This window comes from Agrobacterium sp. NPDC089420 (assembly GCF_044900305.1).
Lineage (GTDB): Bacteria > Pseudomonadota > Alphaproteobacteria > Rhizobiales > Rhizobiaceae > Agrobacterium.
This window is the reverse complement of sequence record NZ_JBJDMY010000023.1, coordinates 1-17,179: the sequence shown is the minus strand read 5'-3', so window position 1 is coordinate 17,179 and position 17,179 is coordinate 1. Positions and strand designations below refer to the sequence as shown.

The following is a 17,179-nucleotide window of genomic DNA, read 5'->3' as shown; positions in this document are numbered from 1 at the left end:
TATGAAAGGAAATATAAAATGCGCATGAAAACAATGCTGATCGTTTTTTCCGGCAAGGGAGAGCAGATCGGCCATGCACAGGGATTTGTATCCTCAGCCGCCGATGGCGTGATCGCAACGGCTGAGCTGCCGGGTGTCGCCCAAGACGGTCAGCTCTCAAGCCCGTGCGGAAAAGCTCGCTTCGAAACCGTCGTGATGGCAAGAAACGGCAGGACCGTGGAGGCCGGTCGCGTCCTTTTTCCGGAAATCGATAGCTACCTGGACGTATTCACCCCCGAAACCGGAATAGTGGTCCCGGCGGACGAAGGAAAAGAAATCGGCTCGATCACCTGGCATATCAGGGAGGGTGGAGGCGAATTCGAAGGCGCAACCGGCGTCGTCACAGGCAATTTTGTCGGTTATCCAGACGGTACCTTCGTCGATCATCAAGTTTACCGCATACTTCTACCCTGAAAATAGAGAACCCGTGCTCAATCTTGAGCAAAGCGCGTGCGCGGCTGTTACAAAGAATTTAATGAACCTGATTGGCGTGAGTGCCACTATGGAAGGGACCGCTTGACATGACTACCGAATCCACAAGCAGATTGAAAACAGACGCCATTGTGATTGGAGCGGGTCACAACGGTTTGGTTTGTGCAAATTATCTGGCAAGGGAAGGCCTTCGCGTTCTTGTTGTTGAAGCGCGTGACGTGATCGGTGGGGCCTGCGTCAGCGAAGAGCTCGTGCCCGGGGGCACATTCTCATCCTGTTCATATATCCAGATGATGTTGCGACGCGAAGTTGTCGAGGATCTGGAGTTAAAGAAGTTTGGCCTGGTATCGATCGCGCCTGACATGCTGGAAATGGGCCTGTGGGAAGACGGCGACCATGTTATGCTATGGCGCGATATCGACCGTACCCTGAAGTCTATCGAGAAGCACAACGCGCGTGACGGTGCGAATTTCATGCGCTTTGGAACGCGATTGAGGCGCTTTGGCGAATTGACCGGGGCGCTTTTGATGAGCGACCCACCTTCTGTCGAGGAGCTTAGCGAGGTCTTTGAGCAAGCAGGAGAGAGCGAGCTGTTTAACGAGTTCGTCCTGATTTCCGCTGAGGATCTGTTGTCACGATATTTTGAAAGCGATCGCCTCCGTGGCTTCATGATGTTCATGGGGATGGTTTCAACCTGGGGCGGTCCCCGTACGCCCGGCACCGCCTATGTTTACGGCTACCACGCCCAGGGCGAGTTCGAAGGCAACTATGGTCAATACGGCCTCCCGCAAGGCGGGATGGGCATGATTTCCGGTGCGCTTGCAAAGGGACTGGAAGCGCATGGCGGCTCTGTCAGGACAGGATCGCCAGTTCGTAAAGTCATTGTTCAGGACAGCAAGGTAATTGGTGTGGAGCTGGTCTCCGGCGAAGTGATCGAGGCAGATCTGGTCATTTCCAACGCCGATCCCAAGCGCTCACTGGAAGGTTTTCTCGATGCCGGTGTTTTGCCGCTGGCGGTTGAGCAGAAGGCATCTCAGATCGATGTCCGTGGTTCCATGGCCCGCATTCATCTTCTCGTCGACACGCTGCCAGACTATGTGGGCCTTGCTCCGGGCAAAATAGGACCGCAACATCAGGGACTCGTCATCATGGGAGCGAGCCCAGCCCTTTACGAAAAGGCTTGGGAGGCCCAAAAGAAGGGTGACTTCCCGGACGATTTCGTGATTGAGGCCCTGATACCTTCCGTGACGCATCCCGGTCTGGTCGATACACCCGGACATCACACGATATCGCTCGGTGTGCAGCAGCTGCCGTTCGATCTCGCAGAGGGCGACTGGGATAGTCGCAAGGACGAATGGGCCGATAAGGTTCTTGAAGCATACTTCCGCTATGCGCCCAACCTGCGTGGCAGAATTCTCGGCCGCCATATCATTACGCCGCTTGATCTCGAGCGGGTCTACAATATCACCGGAGGCAACATCTTCCATTCGTCGATGATCGGTACCGAGAACAATTTCGACAAACGGCCAATAGAGGAAGCAGCACACTATCGCACTCCCATACAGGGATATTATCTTTGTGGTTCGGGGAGCCATCCCGGTGGTGGAGTTTCAGGTGCTCCGGGTCACAATTCGGCAAAACGTATCATTGCCGACCGGCAAGGGCGTCATGACGAGCGCCTTATCCGGGAAGACGCCGTTATGCGTAGTTCGTCGCTGACGAAGCTCGTGATGAGTACGGGCCTGGGTCGAAAACTTGGCTACACGATCGCACGGAACTCTGTATTCCGAAAATTTACGGAGAGAATGAACAAAACAAAATAGAGCGCAACGATCCGCTGCTCCATAATTCCAGCGCTATTTTGGCAGAATTGAGTTTTCGTTTTGAAGCTGCCGGAAAAAGTTGGCCTGTTTGGCAAAGCGCACGCGCTCCCCGAGCCGACTTTCCAGTGGCCAGAGCCAACATCTGGCGATTGCCCGTGCGCTGGCCATGAACCCGCCTCTTTTGCATTTCGATGAGCCAATCGCCCGAACGGTCAGTCTTTCGGATAGCTGTTGATTGCCACTGAGAAATGGCCCGGCGCCGGAGTGAACCCCTCGAGCTGGACCACGGGACAGGGAAAAACTGCTACACTCTGCGGGCCTCAATCGGAGAAGGCTCATGAAGTCCCGAGGTCCATATCGACGGCATTCGACGCCGTTCAAATGGCAACTTTGCCAGGATATCAGAAACGGGGTCATCGGACGTCGTGATGCACAGCGTACCTACGGTGTTTCGGCCAACCTCATCCAGTTGTGGCAAACGCAGTTCGATCGTGGCGAGCTGAACGATGGCGAGGCTGGGGCGAGCACCATCGCCGAATATGATGCGCAGATCGCAGCACTCGAACGCAAGCTCGGCCAGCTTACAATGGAGCTAGATCTTGTTAAAAAACACCGCACCAACTGATCGTCGGCAGCAACGAGAAATCCTCCTTCGTCACCGGCCCGCGGCCTACTCCTTCAGGCAGAGGTGCAAAGTGATCGATCTCCCAGAAAGCACTTGCTATTACCGATCGACAGCAACCATTCCACTTACAGCGATTTGCGTCACCACAATATACATCCTTCAAGCCGATGCGAAGGATAGTCCGCACCATCATTTTTAGCATGGCGTTGGTATTCAGGGTGTTTTCCAGGTCTTCAACAGCATTTCCACGAATTTTTCCGCAGCCGGAGACAACGCGCTGCTGCGCCTCTGCACGATACCGATCGTTCGGGAGACCACGGGATTGACGATCGGTCGCGTAACAAGGAAAGGGTGGTCATCCTGTGGGGTGGCCAATCGTGGCAGCACCGAAATCCCCAGCCCAGCTTCCACGAGACCGAGTGACGTGTTGAGGTGTGTCACTTCGTAAAACCAGTTCAGCTTCAGATTGTGTCGCGCAAGCGCGCCATCAAGAAGCGTCCTGTTGCCGCTGGAGCGATCGACAACCACCAGAGGGTGTGGCTCCAATTGATCCCACTGGATCGTTTCGAACGCCGCCAGAGGATGGTCTTTCCTCATCGCCAGCACAAATGGGTCATCGATCAGCGGCTCGAACGCCAGATCGGGATCGGAATTTCCCATCAGGTTAATTCCGAACTCCACCTCGCCACGGGCAACCGCCTGCAAGCCCTCGTTTGCCGTCAGGTCCCTGATACGCAGCCGAATATGCGGATATTGCTGGCTGAATGTCTTGATGACGGTGGGTAGAAAGTAGAATGCCGCAGTCGGAACACATGCCATGGTAATAAGGCCGCGCCGCTGCGCACCGTCCTTCATTGCAAAAAGCGATCCGTCAAATTCCTCCAGCATGCGCCGGACAAGCGGCATGACCTCCTGGCCCATCGCCGTTGGAGCGACATGGCGTGTGGTCCTTTCGAGAAGCGGCGCACCGATGGCCTGCTCCAGTTTCTGGATACGCCGGGTGAGTGCCGGTTGCGAGATATGCAGCGCATCAGCCGCTCTGTGAAAGCTCTCCAATTCAACCACTGCTTGAAAAGCCCGCAAATCAAGAATTTCGCAATTGATGCTCATATCGCAATAAAACCTCCGAACATTGCATTTAACAGATTATACTTTTTTCCCCATATTGCAACAACGCAGCGCATTGATCCACCAAATGCAAGATTGAGGCTTCCTCCCATGAACGATCTACTCAAGATACCCTGTGTGCTGATGCGCGGCGGAACATCGCGTGGACCGTTCTTTCTCGCATCCGATCTTCCCCACGATCAAGCCGAACGGGACGCGGCCCTCCTCTCCATCATGGGGTCCGGCCATCCGTTGCAGATCGATGGCATCGGCGGCGGCAATCCGGTCACATCGAAAGTGGCGATCATTGGCCCTTCCACGGTCAAGGGTGCGGATATCGACTATCTTTTCGCGCAGGTCCGCACCGACAGGCAATATGTCGACTATTCGCCCAATTGCGGAAATATGCTCGCTGCCGTCGGCCCCTTCGCGATCGAGGCCGGGCTTGTCGAGGCCCATGGCAGCGACACGCTGGTGCGCATTCACAACGTCAATACCGGCAAGCTGATCGAGGCGAAGGTTCCGACACGCGGCCGCGAAGTTATCTATCTCGGCGACGCTTCGATCGATGGTGTGCCGGGCCTCGCAGCGCCGATCGCCTTGACGTTCATGGATGCTGCGGGCGCAAAAACCGGCAGGTTGCTGCCGACAGGCAAAGCCGTAGACATGATCGACGGCGTGAAGGTGACGGCCATCGATTGCGCCATTCCGATGGTGCTGATGCGCGCGGTAGATCTAGGCCTGACCGGCTATGAGGACCCGCAGGCGCTCACCGCCAAGAGCGATCTCATCGAGCGCATGACACGCATCCGCATTCAGGCCGGCAAGCTGATGGGCATGGGTGATGTCACGGACATGGTCATTCCAAAGCCCGTGCTCGTCGCGCCCGCCCGCAGGGGCGGCACTCTTTCGGTACGATACTTCATGCCGAATGAATGTCATCCCGCACTGGCGACGACCGGCGCCGTCGGCATCGCGACCGCGGCCGTGACCGAAGGCTCGGTTGCCTACGATTTGGCAGGCCGCCTTTCCGTGCCGACCCAGATCCGCATCGAACACCCCGCCGGCCGTCTCGACGTGCAGCTGGAAATGCGGGATGGAGCAATAACCGCCGGGCTTGTCAGAACGGCGCGCAGACTTTTCGAAGGCTTCGCCTTCGCCAAGCCGACCGCTGCGATTGAAGACGCAGCTTAAATATAGCCATATTGACACAAAACATGAAACAGGGAGGAGACCCTCATGCGTAAATACCTGCTTGCAACCGCGGCGCTCTGTGCGCTGGCAGCATCTGCGAATGCCGAATCCGTCAGAATGAGCGTAGGCTCATACAACCTCAACAACCTGCCCTTTCCCGTGGCAGCCAGCCTCGGCTTCTATAAGGACGAAGGTCTCGATGTAACCACCGAGAACTTTGCCCAGGGCGGATCGAAGGTGCTGCAGGCGCTGGTTGCCGGCTCCACCGACGTCGCCGTCGGTTTCTACGATCACACGATCCAGATGCAGTCGCAGAACAAGCACGTCGTCGGCTTCGTCATGCTTGCCCGCAACTCGGGCCTGGTGCTTGCCGGAAAGAACGACACAGACTTCGATCCGGCGAAGCCCGAAACCATCAAGGGCAAGAAGGTTGGCATCACATCTCCCGGCTCATCCTCCGATTTCTTCATCCGCTACTACCTGAAGGAACACAACCTCAGTGATAACGACATCTCCATCATCGGTGTCGGTTCAGGTGCTGCGGCCGTTGCCGCTCTACAGCAGGGAAAAATCGATCTGCTCGTCAACTACGATCCCGCAGCCACGATTGTCGTCGAGCGAGGCTTAGGCAAGATCCTCATCGACGCGCGAAGCGATCAGGGCGCCAAGGATGTTTATGGCGGCATTTATCCGACATCGGTCCTTTACGCGACGCAGGACTACATCAATGCCAATCCCGAAGTGATCCAGAAAGTGACCAATGCCACGGTCCGGGCGCTGCACTGGATGAAGCAGCATTCCGCGGAAGAAATCGTCGCAAAGCTTCCCGATGATTTCGTGTCGGGCGACAAGCAGACTTACATCAAGGCTGTCGAAGCCGCCAAGGCGATCTTCTCTGAAGACGGGAAGTTCGTACCCGCCGATCTGGAAACGCCCCTGGCGGTCCTCAAGAGCTTCAACGAAGCGGTCGCGAAAGCAACGATCGATCTCAACTCGACCTATACCAACAAGTTCGTCGAGGCCGCCGCCTCGAAGGCCGCAAACTGAAAGCCGATCCATGTCTTCGTCAGTTAGAAAGTTAACGCCTGTGGCACAATCCGAACCTAAATCAATGGTGGTAATCGACAATGTAACCATGGCTTTTGGTTCGTTCGTTGCCGTCCAGGACGTGAACCTCAAGGTCGGCGATGGAGAGTTTCTCTCTATCGTCGGACCGACCGGCTGCGGTAAATCGACCATTCTCAATGCGATTGCAGGACTGTTGAAACCTGCCAAAGGGTCGGTCAGCATTGATGACGCAACCGTTCAGGGCGTGCAGAACAATATTGGGTACCTCTTCCAGCAGGATGCACTTCTTCCCTGGAAGACAGCTTATCAGAACGTCGAGCTTGGCTTGTTGTTCCGGGGCGTTACCGAAGACGAACGGCGTGTAAAGGTTCTGGCCTGGCTCGAAAAGGTCGGCCTGAAAGGTTTCGAGAACCGTTTTCCGCACCAGCTTTCGGGCGGACAGCGCAAACGCGTGCAGATGGCGCAGGCGCTCATCACCGAGCCAAAGGTCATCCTGATGGACGAACCCTTCTCCGCACTGGATATCCATACCCGCCATCTGATGCAGAACGAACTGCTGCGGCTGTGGCAGGAGGACCGCCGCGCCGTGGTCATGATCACGCATGATCTTGAAGAGGCAATCGCGCTCGGAGACCGCGTCGTCGTTCTCGCGGCCGGTCCGAAAAGTCGCGTTATCGAAAGCTTCCCTGTCGATCTGGAACGGCCCCGCAACGTCGCGGAGATCAAACTCGATCCGAAATTCATGACTCTGTACCGCGACATCTGGGCATCCCTGCGCGGCGAGGTGGAGAAAAGCTATGCAAGCCATTAATGTTCGCATCATCCAGGTCTTACTCCTGGTCGTATTCCTTGGCGGATGGCAGCTAGGCGTTTCAACCGGCGCGATCGACCGCTTCTTCTTCCCGGCGCCTTTTGACATCGTCAAGCAGGTGATCAACTGGGTTGCCGATGCCGGTTTTTACAAACATGTCGGCATCACCCTCAGTGAAACAGTGCTTGGTTATCTCATTGGTACGGGTCTCGGCGTCGGCGCGGGCGTCTGGCTAGGGCTCAGCCCATTTGTCGCCCGTGTTCTCGACCCATTCATCAAGGCCGTGAACGCCATTCCGCGTGTGGTTCTGGCTCCTATCTTTGTTCTCTGGCTTGGCCTCGGCCTGTGGTCCAAGGTTGCGCTCGCCGTTACTCTGGTGTTCTTCGTTACCTTCTTCAACGCCATGCAGGGCGTGCGCGAAGTGAACCCCGTTGTTCTGTCGAATGCCCGCATTCTCGGTGCCAAGCGCTCCGACCTGTTGCGGCACGTCTACTTCCCGGCTGCCGCGAGCTGGATCCTGTCGTCGCTGCGCACCTCTGTCGGCTTCGCAGTGGTGGGCGCGATCATCGGCGAATATCTGGGGGCTTCGGCAGGCCTCGGTTACCTGATTGCCCGTTCTGAAGGCAACTTCGATGCAGTTGGCGTGTTTGCCGGTATCATCATCCTTGCCGTCTTCGTTTTGATCATCGACCTTATCCTTGATGTCGCCGAGAAAAAACTCATCACCTGGCGGCCGAATGCGAATGAAGAGCGTTCCGCATAAACAGACGGAATACCGGCAATAGCTTGGGGCGGTTTTCGGACCGCCCTTTTTTGTTGCGCATTTTGCCCTCGCGAAGCACACGCTCGCAACCTCTACAGATAGAGGCCGCCGAACTGTCTGAGATCATGATACGAGATATAGTTTATGCACCTGACGCAATAATACTTCGACTATTTACATTCACATAATACTTGTTTTTATCTACATTTCGCCACGAGGAGCGTTGCCAGCCCAGGACGATTTCAGGTCCGATCGGACCTGAAATCTGAATACCAATCTACATCATAAAGTTGGAGCGGGATTGCAGGCGAAAACTGCACACGGTTTTCGCCTGCAATCCCGCTCCAACGCCTTAGAGAAGCTGGTTACCTGGGCATTCCTCCCCGACCCCATTTTGCCAGCGGAACTGTCAATCCGGAAAAAGGGATGACCGGGTACGGACTTGCACTCCTTTTTGCGGCCGGTGTCACTTGTTTATTACTCGTGAGGAAGCAGACTTCTATTTTTCGAGACGGGATCCATGTCAGTGTGATTACCGTAGAGTTTTACCGAGGCGGACAGGATTTACTATGCAGCGGTTTCAATTGGGAGCCATCGACCTCAATCTTCTCAAAGTGATCTACGCGCTGGTTGTGAAGGGAAACATGACCGCCGCCGGTGCGTATATTGGCCTTTCGCAGCCTGCCATGAGCCACGCTTTGAAGCGCGTGCGCGCAATAACTGGCGACGAATTGTTCAAAAAGACCTCTGGCGGCTTCGTCATGACGCAATTTTGTACCGAGATATTTCCTGCCGTAAGGCGCATTATTGAGGACACAGAATCCGTCATGTTATCACGGCTCACTTTCGAACCGACAACATCTCATCGCACCTTTAGAATTGGCATGAACGATTATTTCTCGGTCGTCCTGATGCCACGTCTCGTAGAACGTGTTCGATCCAAAGCCGAACATTGCGTTCTGGAAGTCATCCACATGCCGCGTACGGGGGTTGCCAATAATAGAAACTTTCTTCCGGTGGTACAGGAGCATCTCGATGAGGGTGCCATCGATGTCGCAGTTATGACGGCGGATAATTTCCCCGCCCGCTATCGCTGTACCTCCCTCTTCACCGAGAGAAGGGTCTGCATTATGTCGGCGCAAAACCCAGCAGCAAAGAAAGCTCTCACTCTCGATGCCTTGCTATCCCTCGGGCATGTTAAAGTGACCTCGGCGCCGAGCCGCCGTGGTTGGATTGACGAGCGGTTGGATGCTATGGGACTGGAGCGCAGAGTGGTGGCTGTCGTTCCGCATTTTTCCGCTGCGGTCGCCATCGTTGCGCGCAGCGATCTCGTTGCCATCATGCCCGAAAGTGTCGCGAAGCTTTTTGAACGTTCGCGCGAACTGCTGATACTGGAATCGCCTTTCGCCGAAGAAAAGCAATCCACCAGCATGATCTGGCTTGCCGAAAAGGAACACGATCCAGCAAGCCTTTGGCTACGCAAACAAATCTCTGCATGTTTTACTGAAGACCGCCCCTAGAAAAGACGTCGGCCCACAGAACATCGCTCAGTGCGCATTCAGTTTCGCCTTAATGAACTGATCGGCAACACTTAGGAAATCCTCCATCGTGACGGCAGGAAGCTCTTCCTTGAAGCTACCGTCATTACGCGCAATGGCGAGCTCGTCCGGGATCGCCCGTCTGTTGACGAAGACCATATCGAGCGCGGGCAGGCACAGGATAAACTGTCCGAAATGGCCAGAGGCAACGCAGGCACCTTTCCACTCCGGTGTGTCATTTGTCACAACCGGAATCCACCAGAGATAACTGTAACCGGCGATCCGAGACCTTTCGCTTTCGTTCAACTTATCCGCTGGTACGCGAATCTGCGTGCTCTCCGAAACCCACTCGGCCGGTACGATCTCCTCATCCCGCCAACGCCCCTCTCGCACCATCGCCAGCCCCAGCCGTGCCATGTCTCGCGCGGAAAGGAAAAAGTGGTATGCTAGGTAGCGCGATGTTCCTTCGTATCCCATCATACGTTGGCGCGCCGGATCGAAATCCTGCATTTCCATCGGGCCTGCAAAATCTTCCTCGAAAGCTTTAAAGACGCTGCGGCCAGTCAGCTGTTCGAAGACGGCACCGAGGACGTTGAAATCCCAATTATTATAGTGAAAGTATGCCCCAGGCTTTTTTGAACCGCGTTCCGGGATGTTCTTCGTATTGCTGCCAGGACTTCCCGGTTGATGGTAGACACCCGAGCTGCTGATTAGAAGATTGCGTAACGTCGCTGTCTTTTCGATAGGGAGAAGACTGTGATCCTCATCGATATTCAGATCCGCCATGGTCAGGTCGAGGTCGATCTTCCCTTCGGCAACAGCCTTGCCCATAAGCATCGAGAGAATGCTTTTTCTTGTCGAAGCGAGGTAGCTCACCTCGGATGTGTCACCGTAGCTATAAAGAACTCGCCCTCGCAAGACCACCATAAAGGATGTCGTCGGCAGGCCATCGAGTATGGCGTCAACCTTCGCATGCACATCGGCAGAAAGGCCATGTACTTCAGGGAATTCGACCGTTGCCCAGTCCCGTGCGGGAAATTCATTACTGGCGGGTTGGGACAAATGGCCCAGTGGTGCTGAAACAGGCATAATGCATCCTTCTAAGGTTAAAGATATCGATTGCGGGAGGCTCAATCGTTCAGGTGGCAGGCGCTCTTGTGTTTTAAGCCAAGGGAACGAAGTTCCGGGCGTTCGACCCGACACAGTTCCATTGCCATTGGGCACCGAGGATGGAAATGACATCCCGAGGGAGGCGAAAGTGGACTGGGTATTTCTCCCTCAATCGCCGAAAATTGCCGTTGAGCAAGATCGAGACTTGGCCTCTCCTGAAGAAGCGCTCGGGTATAGGGATGGTTTGGATTGGAAAATAGTTCGCCGACGGGTGCCTCTTCAACGACACGTCCCAGATACATGACGACAACGCGATCGGAAATATGCTCGACAACGGAGAGGTCGTGGCTGATGAATAGATAGGTGAGATCAAGCTGCTCTCTCAGATCGAGAAACAGATTGAGAATCTGTGCCTGGATCGAAACGTCGAGAGCCGCAACGGACTCATCGCAAATCAGCACATCCGGCTGAACGGCCAGAGCGCGGGCAATCCCGATACGCTGGCGCTGGCCGCCACTAAACTGGTGTGGAAAACGATTTGCCATCGAAGGGTCGAGGCCCGACCGGACCATCTGCTGGCTAACATAATCATCGAGTTCGTGTACTGTAGTCATTCCGTGATGAAGTGGGGCGGCGCCGATGATGTCGCGCACACGCTGTCGGGGATTGAGAGACGAAGACGGGTCCTGGAAAATCATCTGGACTTTTAGCCCAGCATCCTCTGCCTCTTTTCCGGACATGTCCTCCAGCCGTTTCCCCCGGAGGAGAACCGAGCCTTCGGAGGCTTGCAGGAGGCCCGCAATGACCCGGCCGAGTGTCGATTTACCACAACCGGATTCTCCAACGATACCGACCACTTCACCTTCAGCAACGGATAAGCTCACGTCGTCCAGTGCACGGACTATGGGATTGGGAGCTTTCAGGCCAATAAACTCTGCACCACGTTCAACCATGCCGGATTTGCGGCTGAAGCACTTGCTGACATTGCGAACTTCCAATCGATTGCTCATGATGACGCGCCTTCGATGACGGGGTGAAAACAGCGAAGAAGGCGGCCTTCCATCAACTCCAGCGACGGAGAACTGAGACAGATATCCGTTGCGAAGGAACAGCGAGAATGAAACGCGCATCCTTTTGGCATGTTGGCGAACGACGGGGTCGTGCCGGTTATCTGCTTGAGCCTGGAACCTCGCCTGTTATGAGCAGGTAGGCTTGCAATCAGCCCGTTTGTGTAGGGATGTAGCGGGCGTCGGAGTAGAGCCGCGGTCGATCCTTGCTCTACGATGCGGCCCGCATACATGACGGAGAGCTTTTCAGACAAGCCTGCAACGACCGAGAGATCATGGGTGACCCAAATCAAGGCGGTCCCTTTTTCGCGGGCAAGTTTCTGTACGATGGAAAGAATCTGCGCCTGGATCGTCACGTCGAGCGCGGTCGTCGGCTCATCGGCAATGATGAGATCGGGTGACATCATAAGAGCAATAGCAATCGCCACACGCTGCCGCATGCCGCCGGAAAACTGATGCGGATAGGCGCTCAACCTCTCTTCAGGACTGGGAATTCCAACCATACCCAAGGCGTCTCGTGCACGCTCCCGCGCAGTCTGTTTGCTTACGGCCTCGTGAGTGTGCACCACTTCCATCATCTGCGTATCGATACGCAGCACGGGATTGAGCGTGGACATTGGATCCTGAAAGATCATGGCGATGCGGTTGCCGCGGATGGATCTCATCTCTTTTTGGGGGAGCGTCCGCAGATCCTGTCCCTTGAAAAGAATTTGTCCACCCGTGACCTGTACCGGCTTTTCTATCAATCCCATAATGGACAGGCCGGTCACGGATTTTCCCGACCCGGATTCACCGACAAGTCCCATGACTTCACCGGCGGCGAGGTTCAGATTGATATCGTCGATGAGGGTAATGCGGCCCCGATCGCTCATAACTTCGGCCTTCAAGCATTTGATTTCAAGTATAGCGGTCATTTCTGTGCAGCCTTCGGATCTAGCAATTGACGCAACCGGTCACCGACCAGATTTATTGCGAAAATCGTCACAAGCAGCGCTATTCCAGGAAAGAGAGCAATCCAGTACGTGCCCGAGAGCATGAACTCGTAGCCGCTGGAGATCAGAAGCCCGAGCGAGGGTTCCGTCACCGGTACGCCAAGCCCGAGGAAACTCAACGTAGCTTCCAGCGTGATCGCGCGCGCGACCTGCATCGTCAGGAGTACGACCAGAGGAGAAAGACAGTTCGGGAGGAGTTGGCGGAACAAAATGTTCCGATGCGACATGCGCAGCAATCTGGCTGCCTCCACATATTCTCGGCGAAGTTCCGTCAGGGCTGCGCCGCGGGCCGTGCGGGCATACGTTGCCCATTCCACGAGGACGATGGCGAAGACGACATTACCCACGCTTTTTCCGAGAAGTGCCAGGATCAGAAGCGCTGAAAGAATGGTCGGAAAGGAGAGTTGGAGGTCGACAATGCGCATCATTACGGTCTCGATCCTGCCTCCGGCATAGGCAGCAATCAGCCCGAAAGCGGTTCCGATCAGGAAAGCGAAAGCGGCGGAACCCATCCCGACAATGAGGCTAATTCTTAGCCCATACAGAATGGCCGAGAGCATATCGCGGCCCTGATCGTCAGAGCCGAAAAGGAAGGTAAACCCGACAGAGGACTCGGTTCCCGGTGCCATGCGTCCGTCCATGATGTCCAGTTGCATGAGGTCGTAAGGATTTTGTGGTGATAGTAACGGCGCAAAGATCGCCAAGAGAACGATCAATATGATTGTTATCAGCCCGAAAACCGCCAGTGACGAGCGGGAAAACTGCCGTAGGAATTGCAGGCCGGACCAGAATTTGGGTGGGCTCAAAATGGCGCGCACGTCACTCTCCCTGAAGGCGGATGCGTGGATCGAGCAGGCGGTAGGTGACATCCACGACAAGATTGATAATGACGAACATGATGACCACCAGCATGAGATAAGCCACAATCACAGGGCGGTCGAGCGCAGCGATACTGTCGATGATGATCTTGCCCACACCAGGCCACGCAAAGATGGTTTCGGTTACGATGGAAAACGCGATCGTCTGGCCGATATCGAGGCCAACCACCGTGACGACCGGGATCATGACGTTTTTGAGAACGTGGACGCCGAGAATGCGCTGCGGTGTGAGGCCTTTTGCTCTGGCGAATTTCACATACTCGCTGGACATTGCTTCGCGGACGCCAGCCTCGGTGAGCCGCGTGACCACGGAGATATTGAAAAGAGATAGACTGACGGCCGGCAGAAGCATGTGGCGGAGGCCATCCAGCGTGATGAAGGACCACGGCACACCAAAGATGCTTTTGGTCGTGCCCCGCCCTGAACTTGGCAACCAGCCGAACTGGACGCTGAAGGTCATGATCAAAAGGATTGCGATCCAGAAGATTGGTAGGCTGAAGCCGAAGATCGAACCGATCATGATCATCCGGGCGAAGGGACTTTCCGGTTTCCACCCGGCGGCGAGGCCAAGCGGCACACCAACGATGAGCGAAAGCAGGACAGCAGCAAAGGCAAGCTCCAGCGTTGCGGGCAGGCGCGAAAGTATCAGTTCGACGGCGGGTTCCTTATAGACATAGCTCGTTCCGAGGTTGCCCTGAAGAATACCTTTCAGGAACAGGAAGAACTGTTCGTAAAGAGGCCGGTCGAGACCAAAATCGGCAATCAGTCTGAGGCGATCTTCGTGAGTTGCTTCTGCAGGAAGCAGCGTCTCTATCGGACTGCCGATCAGGTGAAGGCCGATGAACACGATCAGAGCCATTGCCAAAGCGACCAAGATCGCTTGCAGCAGGCGCTGTATAATCCATAGGGTCATGATGCCCTCTTGCTATTGATGAGATGGACGACTGCTGTGTCGCGCGCGCCGGCGCGCGACATCTCACATGTTGCATTTGTAGCCGATAGTTCCACGCCAACGCGCCAAGAATCCGGTTCTGCGACGTGATCTGCTGGAGGAAGCGCAGGCTGGCGACAGGGCCACCAGCCACTCAAGTCTTTGTCTTACTCAGAGATATCCTTGGCCAACGTGCGCTCGTCGATGCGCGGTGCATATGACAGTCCTTTGCGAGCAACCCATGCATTGCTCTGCTGATAAAGAGGGATAATCGCTCCGTCATTCACAGCGATCTTCACCGCATTGATAAGCGCCGCCTCACGCGCCTTGTCATCGTAAATTGTCATTGCCTTGGCGACGAGATCGTCAAGCCTTGGGTTGGAGTATCCGCTGTCGTTGGCAGCCCCCAGTCCGCGCTTCGGATCGACGGTGCCTAGGACGTTGACCAGCATCGAGCTCGCATCATAAGTAGCATTGCCGAGCCCAAGAAGCTTCATGGCGAATTCCGATTTGCGCGACGAAAAGGTCGTCCACGGAAGAGCCTCCACATTGGTTTTCACGCCAATTCTCGTCCACATCTGGGCAACGGCCTGCACGACGGCGGGCGCATTGGGGTAGCGATCATTAGGAACGTGAACGATGAGTTGGAAACCATTGGGGAACCCTGCATCAGCAAGCATCTTCTTTGCGGTAGCAGGTTCCTGCTTGGGTGGCTGAATATCGGGAGAATATGAGAAGGCTCCCTTCGGGAGCCATTGTCCCGAAGCGGTGGCGGTGCCTTCCATGATCTTGTCGACGATGCCCTCTCGATTGATCGCCACCGAGAGCGCATTACGCACACGCAGATCGGCAAGGGGATTTGCCTCCAGCATTTCTCCGTTTGCGCCCTTCACATTGGCCTTCCAGGCATCACCGGAAGCGGAAGGTGCCAGATAGATTACGCGCAGGCCAGGGGTGCTGACCAATTTGAGGCTTTCGGTGGATATGAAGCGCGGGATGTCGGTTGCTGCGGGAGCATCGATTATGTCGACATCACCCGCCAGAATTGCGGTTGTACGCGCGCTGGCGCTGGAGATCATGCGGTATGTTGCATGATCCCAGACAACTTTCTTCCCCCACCAGTCGGGATTGCGCTCGAGTGCAACCTCAATACCCTGCTTGAATGTGGAAAAACGAAATGCTCCGGTACCGATAGCAGCCTTACCGGAATTGTAATCCACTGTATCGGCGCCCTCGCCTGCGTGGCGCGACACAATGGCAATATTGGCAACATCTCCCGGAAGGGTTGGTGCGGGCGTCTTCGTATTGATGATGACCGCCATATCTCCATCGGCTTCGACACTCACGATGTTTCTCACGAAGCCGCCGAAGCCGCCCGGGCTGTTCGGCACACTACCAGCGCGACTGAGCGTAAACACGACATCATCGGAAGTGAAAGGTTTACCATCGTGCCATTTCACGCCCTCGCGCAACGTAAAACGCCACTTTGTTTCCGATACTGCTTCCCACTTGCGCGCCAAGCCTTCGACCAATTGCCCCTCAGCCGTGCGCTCCGTCAGTCTGTCGAATATCTGCATGGCAATGCTGTTATTGGGGGAAGCATTATAGAAGTGTGGATCGATAGACGTTACCGTTCCGCTGAGACCTATGATAAGATCCTTTGCGACAACAGGACAGGCAATCAAGCTGGCGGTACTTGCCAGACAGAACAGAAAAGCTCTCAATTTCATCTCGTTCCCTTTTTTATGCTTATGACCTTGCAGGCCATTGGTTCTCTGCCAGCAGCAATACGGTGATTATTGGAAGGCTCAAACGATTTATCAAATGAATGTTTTTATGGCGCGTCATTCGTAGGGTGAATAACGATACGCGGGACTTTACACCCGTTTCTATCCGAGGAACCAATAAGTGCTATCTGTGTGTTGCCAGAGTGATTTACATCGCGGCACTGCAGTCTTCATGACAACAGTTATCACCGGGCAGATTTTCGCTTCGCCGGTGATCGACCATTTAGGCGCTGTTGGTTTCGAGGCAAAGCCTGTCACCGCAGAACGCCTGATGGGAACGTGCTTGAACAGGATGCTGGATACAGCCGCACTTCGCGAGCTTCTTTCAAGAAATGGTAGGGCCTGCCGCCAAGCGTGACGCCGTTGCGCATCTGAAGGCCGTGATGGGCCTCTCGGACCGACGGGCCCGCCCGATCATATCCACCGACCGCAAGACGATCCGTTATCGGTCAAGTGGACCGCCGGAGGTAGGATTGCGGGCGAAGCTGCGCCAATGAGCGGCGGCGTTTCGGCTATCGGCGACCGTTCGTCCTCCTCCGACGGGACGGAGAATCGTCCGGGATCAATCGCATCTACCGGCTCTATCGCGAGGAAGGACTTTCCGTTCACAAGCGGAAAACCCGTCGGCACGCGTGCACCGATCCTCGTCGAGGCGAAGGCCAATGCCCGCTGGTTTCTGGATTTCGTGCATGACCCGTTCGCCTGCAGCGGGCGCTTCCGCGTTCTCAATGTCGTCGACGATGTGACGCGCAAGTGCCTGGCCGCCATCCCCGACACCTCCGGGCGTCGCGTAGCGCGAGAACTGACGACCCTCATCGAGAGGCGTGGCAACCCGGCATGATCGTCTCTGACCACGGCACGGAGTTCACCTCGAACGCCATTCTTGCCTAGTCGAATGATCATAAGGCCCAGTGGCATTATACGCCGCCTCGCTGATCTCGACTCTTTGGCCTTCCCAAAACGCGATGAATCTGAATCTCTGGTGCAAACCGGAGGTTTGCGATGCGATCAGGG

General features: G+C 55.5%; 16 protein-coding genes and 2 pseudogenes. 11 read left to right on the top strand and 7 right to left on the bottom strand.

The window, feature by feature from the left end:
- Positions 1–18: 18 nt before the first annotated feature.
- The 4 genes from ACI2KA_RS24085 to ACI2KA_RS24070 all read left to right on the top strand — a co-directional run bounded on the left by ACI2KA_RS24085 (position 19) and on the right by ACI2KA_RS24070 (position 2,919).
- Entirely contained in the window at positions 19–453 is a 435-nt protein-coding gene (locus tag ACI2KA_RS24085) for a hypothetical protein (RefSeq protein ID WP_404504973.1), read from the top strand.
- 107 nt (positions 454–560) lie between these two features.
- Positions 561–2,294 carry a phytoene desaturase family protein gene (locus ACI2KA_RS24080; protein ID WP_404504972.1) on the top strand — a complete coding sequence of 578 codons (1,734 nt, stop codon included), beginning with the start codon at positions 561–563 and terminating at the stop codon, positions 2,292–2,294.
- A 79-nt stretch (positions 2,295–2,373) separates the two neighbouring features.
- Entirely contained in the window at positions 2,374–2,529 is a 156-nt protein-coding gene (locus tag ACI2KA_RS24075) for an ATP-binding cassette domain-containing protein (protein ID WP_404504971.1), read from the top strand.
- Between the two features lie 102 nt (positions 2,530–2,631).
- Positions 2,632–2,919 (top strand): transposase, encoded by a 288-nt coding sequence (locus tag ACI2KA_RS24070; RefSeq protein WP_404504970.1) that lies wholly within the window; start codon positions 2,632–2,634, stop codon positions 2,917–2,919.
- Between the two features lie 213 nt (positions 2,920–3,132).
- Here ACI2KA_RS24070 and ACI2KA_RS24065 read toward each other — a convergent pair whose 3' ends face one another.
- The gene (locus tag ACI2KA_RS24065; RefSeq protein WP_404504969.1) at positions 3,133–4,029 is read right to left on the bottom strand and encodes a LysR family transcriptional regulator; all 897 of its coding nucleotides are present in this window, start codon (positions 4,027–4,029) and stop codon (positions 3,133–3,135) included.
- 108 nt (positions 4,030–4,137) lie between these two features.
- On the opposite strand from ACI2KA_RS24065, the gene ACI2KA_RS24060 reads away from it, so the two are divergent.
- The 5 genes from ACI2KA_RS24060 to ACI2KA_RS24040 all read left to right on the top strand — a co-directional run bounded on the left by ACI2KA_RS24060 (position 4,138) and on the right by ACI2KA_RS24040 (position 9,382).
- The gene (locus tag ACI2KA_RS24060; RefSeq protein ID WP_404504968.1) at positions 4,138–5,220 is read left to right on the top strand and encodes a 4-oxalomesaconate tautomerase; all 1,083 of its coding nucleotides are present in this window, start codon (positions 4,138–4,140) and stop codon (positions 5,218–5,220) included.
- Between the two features lie 45 nt (positions 5,221–5,265).
- Positions 5,266–6,267, top strand: a complete 1,002-nt coding sequence (locus ACI2KA_RS24055) for an ABC transporter substrate-binding protein (RefSeq protein WP_404504967.1) — start codon at positions 5,266–5,268, stop codon at positions 6,265–6,267.
- 10 nt (positions 6,268–6,277) lie between these two features.
- Positions 6,278–7,099 carry an ABC transporter ATP-binding protein gene (locus ACI2KA_RS24050; protein ID WP_404504966.1) on the top strand — a complete coding sequence of 274 codons (822 nt, stop codon included), beginning with the start codon at positions 6,278–6,280 and terminating at the stop codon, positions 7,097–7,099.
- Positions 7,086–7,862 (top strand): ABC transporter permease, encoded by a 777-nt coding sequence (locus tag ACI2KA_RS24045; RefSeq protein ID WP_404504965.1) that lies wholly within the window; start codon positions 7,086–7,088, stop codon positions 7,860–7,862. The genes ACI2KA_RS24050 and ACI2KA_RS24045 overlap by 14 nt, the downstream gene beginning before the upstream one ends.
- A 569-nt stretch (positions 7,863–8,431) precedes the next feature.
- A complete protein-coding gene (locus ACI2KA_RS24040; RefSeq protein WP_404504964.1) occupies positions 8,432–9,382 on the top strand; it encodes a LysR family transcriptional regulator in 951 nt (316 codons plus the stop codon).
- Positions 9,383–9,409: 27 nt separating this feature from the next.
- On the opposite strand, the gene ACI2KA_RS24035 is transcribed toward ACI2KA_RS24040, so the two are convergent.
- The 6 genes from ACI2KA_RS24035 to ACI2KA_RS24010 all read right to left on the bottom strand — a co-directional run bounded on the left by ACI2KA_RS24035 (position 9,410) and on the right by ACI2KA_RS24010 (position 16,108).
- A complete protein-coding gene (locus tag ACI2KA_RS24035; protein WP_404504963.1) occupies positions 9,410–10,489 on the bottom strand; it encodes a serine hydrolase domain-containing protein in 1,080 nt (359 codons plus the stop codon).
- Positions 10,490–10,530: 41 nt separating this feature from the next.
- Positions 10,531–11,520, bottom strand: coding sequence for an ABC transporter ATP-binding protein (locus tag ACI2KA_RS24030; RefSeq protein WP_404504962.1), 990 nt, complete (start codon positions 11,518–11,520; stop codon positions 10,531–10,533).
- A complete protein-coding gene (locus ACI2KA_RS24025; protein ID WP_404504961.1) occupies positions 11,517–12,491 on the bottom strand; it encodes an ABC transporter ATP-binding protein in 975 nt (324 codons plus the stop codon). The genes ACI2KA_RS24030 and ACI2KA_RS24025 overlap by 4 nt, the downstream gene beginning before the upstream one ends.
- Positions 12,488–13,387: an ABC transporter permease gene (locus ACI2KA_RS24020; protein WP_404504960.1), complete on the bottom strand. Its 900-nt coding sequence runs from the start codon at positions 13,385–13,387 to the stop codon at positions 12,488–12,490. The genes ACI2KA_RS24025 and ACI2KA_RS24020 overlap by 4 nt, the downstream gene beginning before the upstream one ends.
- 1 nt (position 13,388) lies before the next feature.
- Positions 13,389–14,360: an ABC transporter permease gene (locus tag ACI2KA_RS24015; protein WP_404504959.1), complete on the bottom strand. Its 972-nt coding sequence runs from the start codon at positions 14,358–14,360 to the stop codon at positions 13,389–13,391.
- A gap of 185 nt (positions 14,361–14,545) precedes the next feature.
- Positions 14,546–16,108 carry an ABC transporter substrate-binding protein gene (locus ACI2KA_RS24010; protein ID WP_404504958.1) on the bottom strand — a complete coding sequence of 521 codons (1,563 nt, stop codon included), beginning with the start codon at positions 16,106–16,108 and terminating at the stop codon, positions 14,546–14,548.
- A 229-nt stretch (positions 16,109–16,337) separates the two neighbouring features.
- Between ACI2KA_RS24010 and ACI2KA_RS24005 the strand changes: the two are divergent.
- Together ACI2KA_RS24005 and ACI2KA_RS24000 are read left to right on the top strand one after the other, a co-directional pair.
- Positions 16,338–16,391, top strand: a pseudogene (locus ACI2KA_RS24005) (hypothetical protein); the annotation flags it as partial.
- 63 nt (positions 16,392–16,454) lie between these two features.
- A pseudogene (locus ACI2KA_RS24000) lies at positions 16,455–17,053 on the top strand (DDE-type integrase/transposase/recombinase); the annotation flags it as partial.
- Between the last annotated feature and the right edge of the window lie 126 nt (positions 17,054–17,179).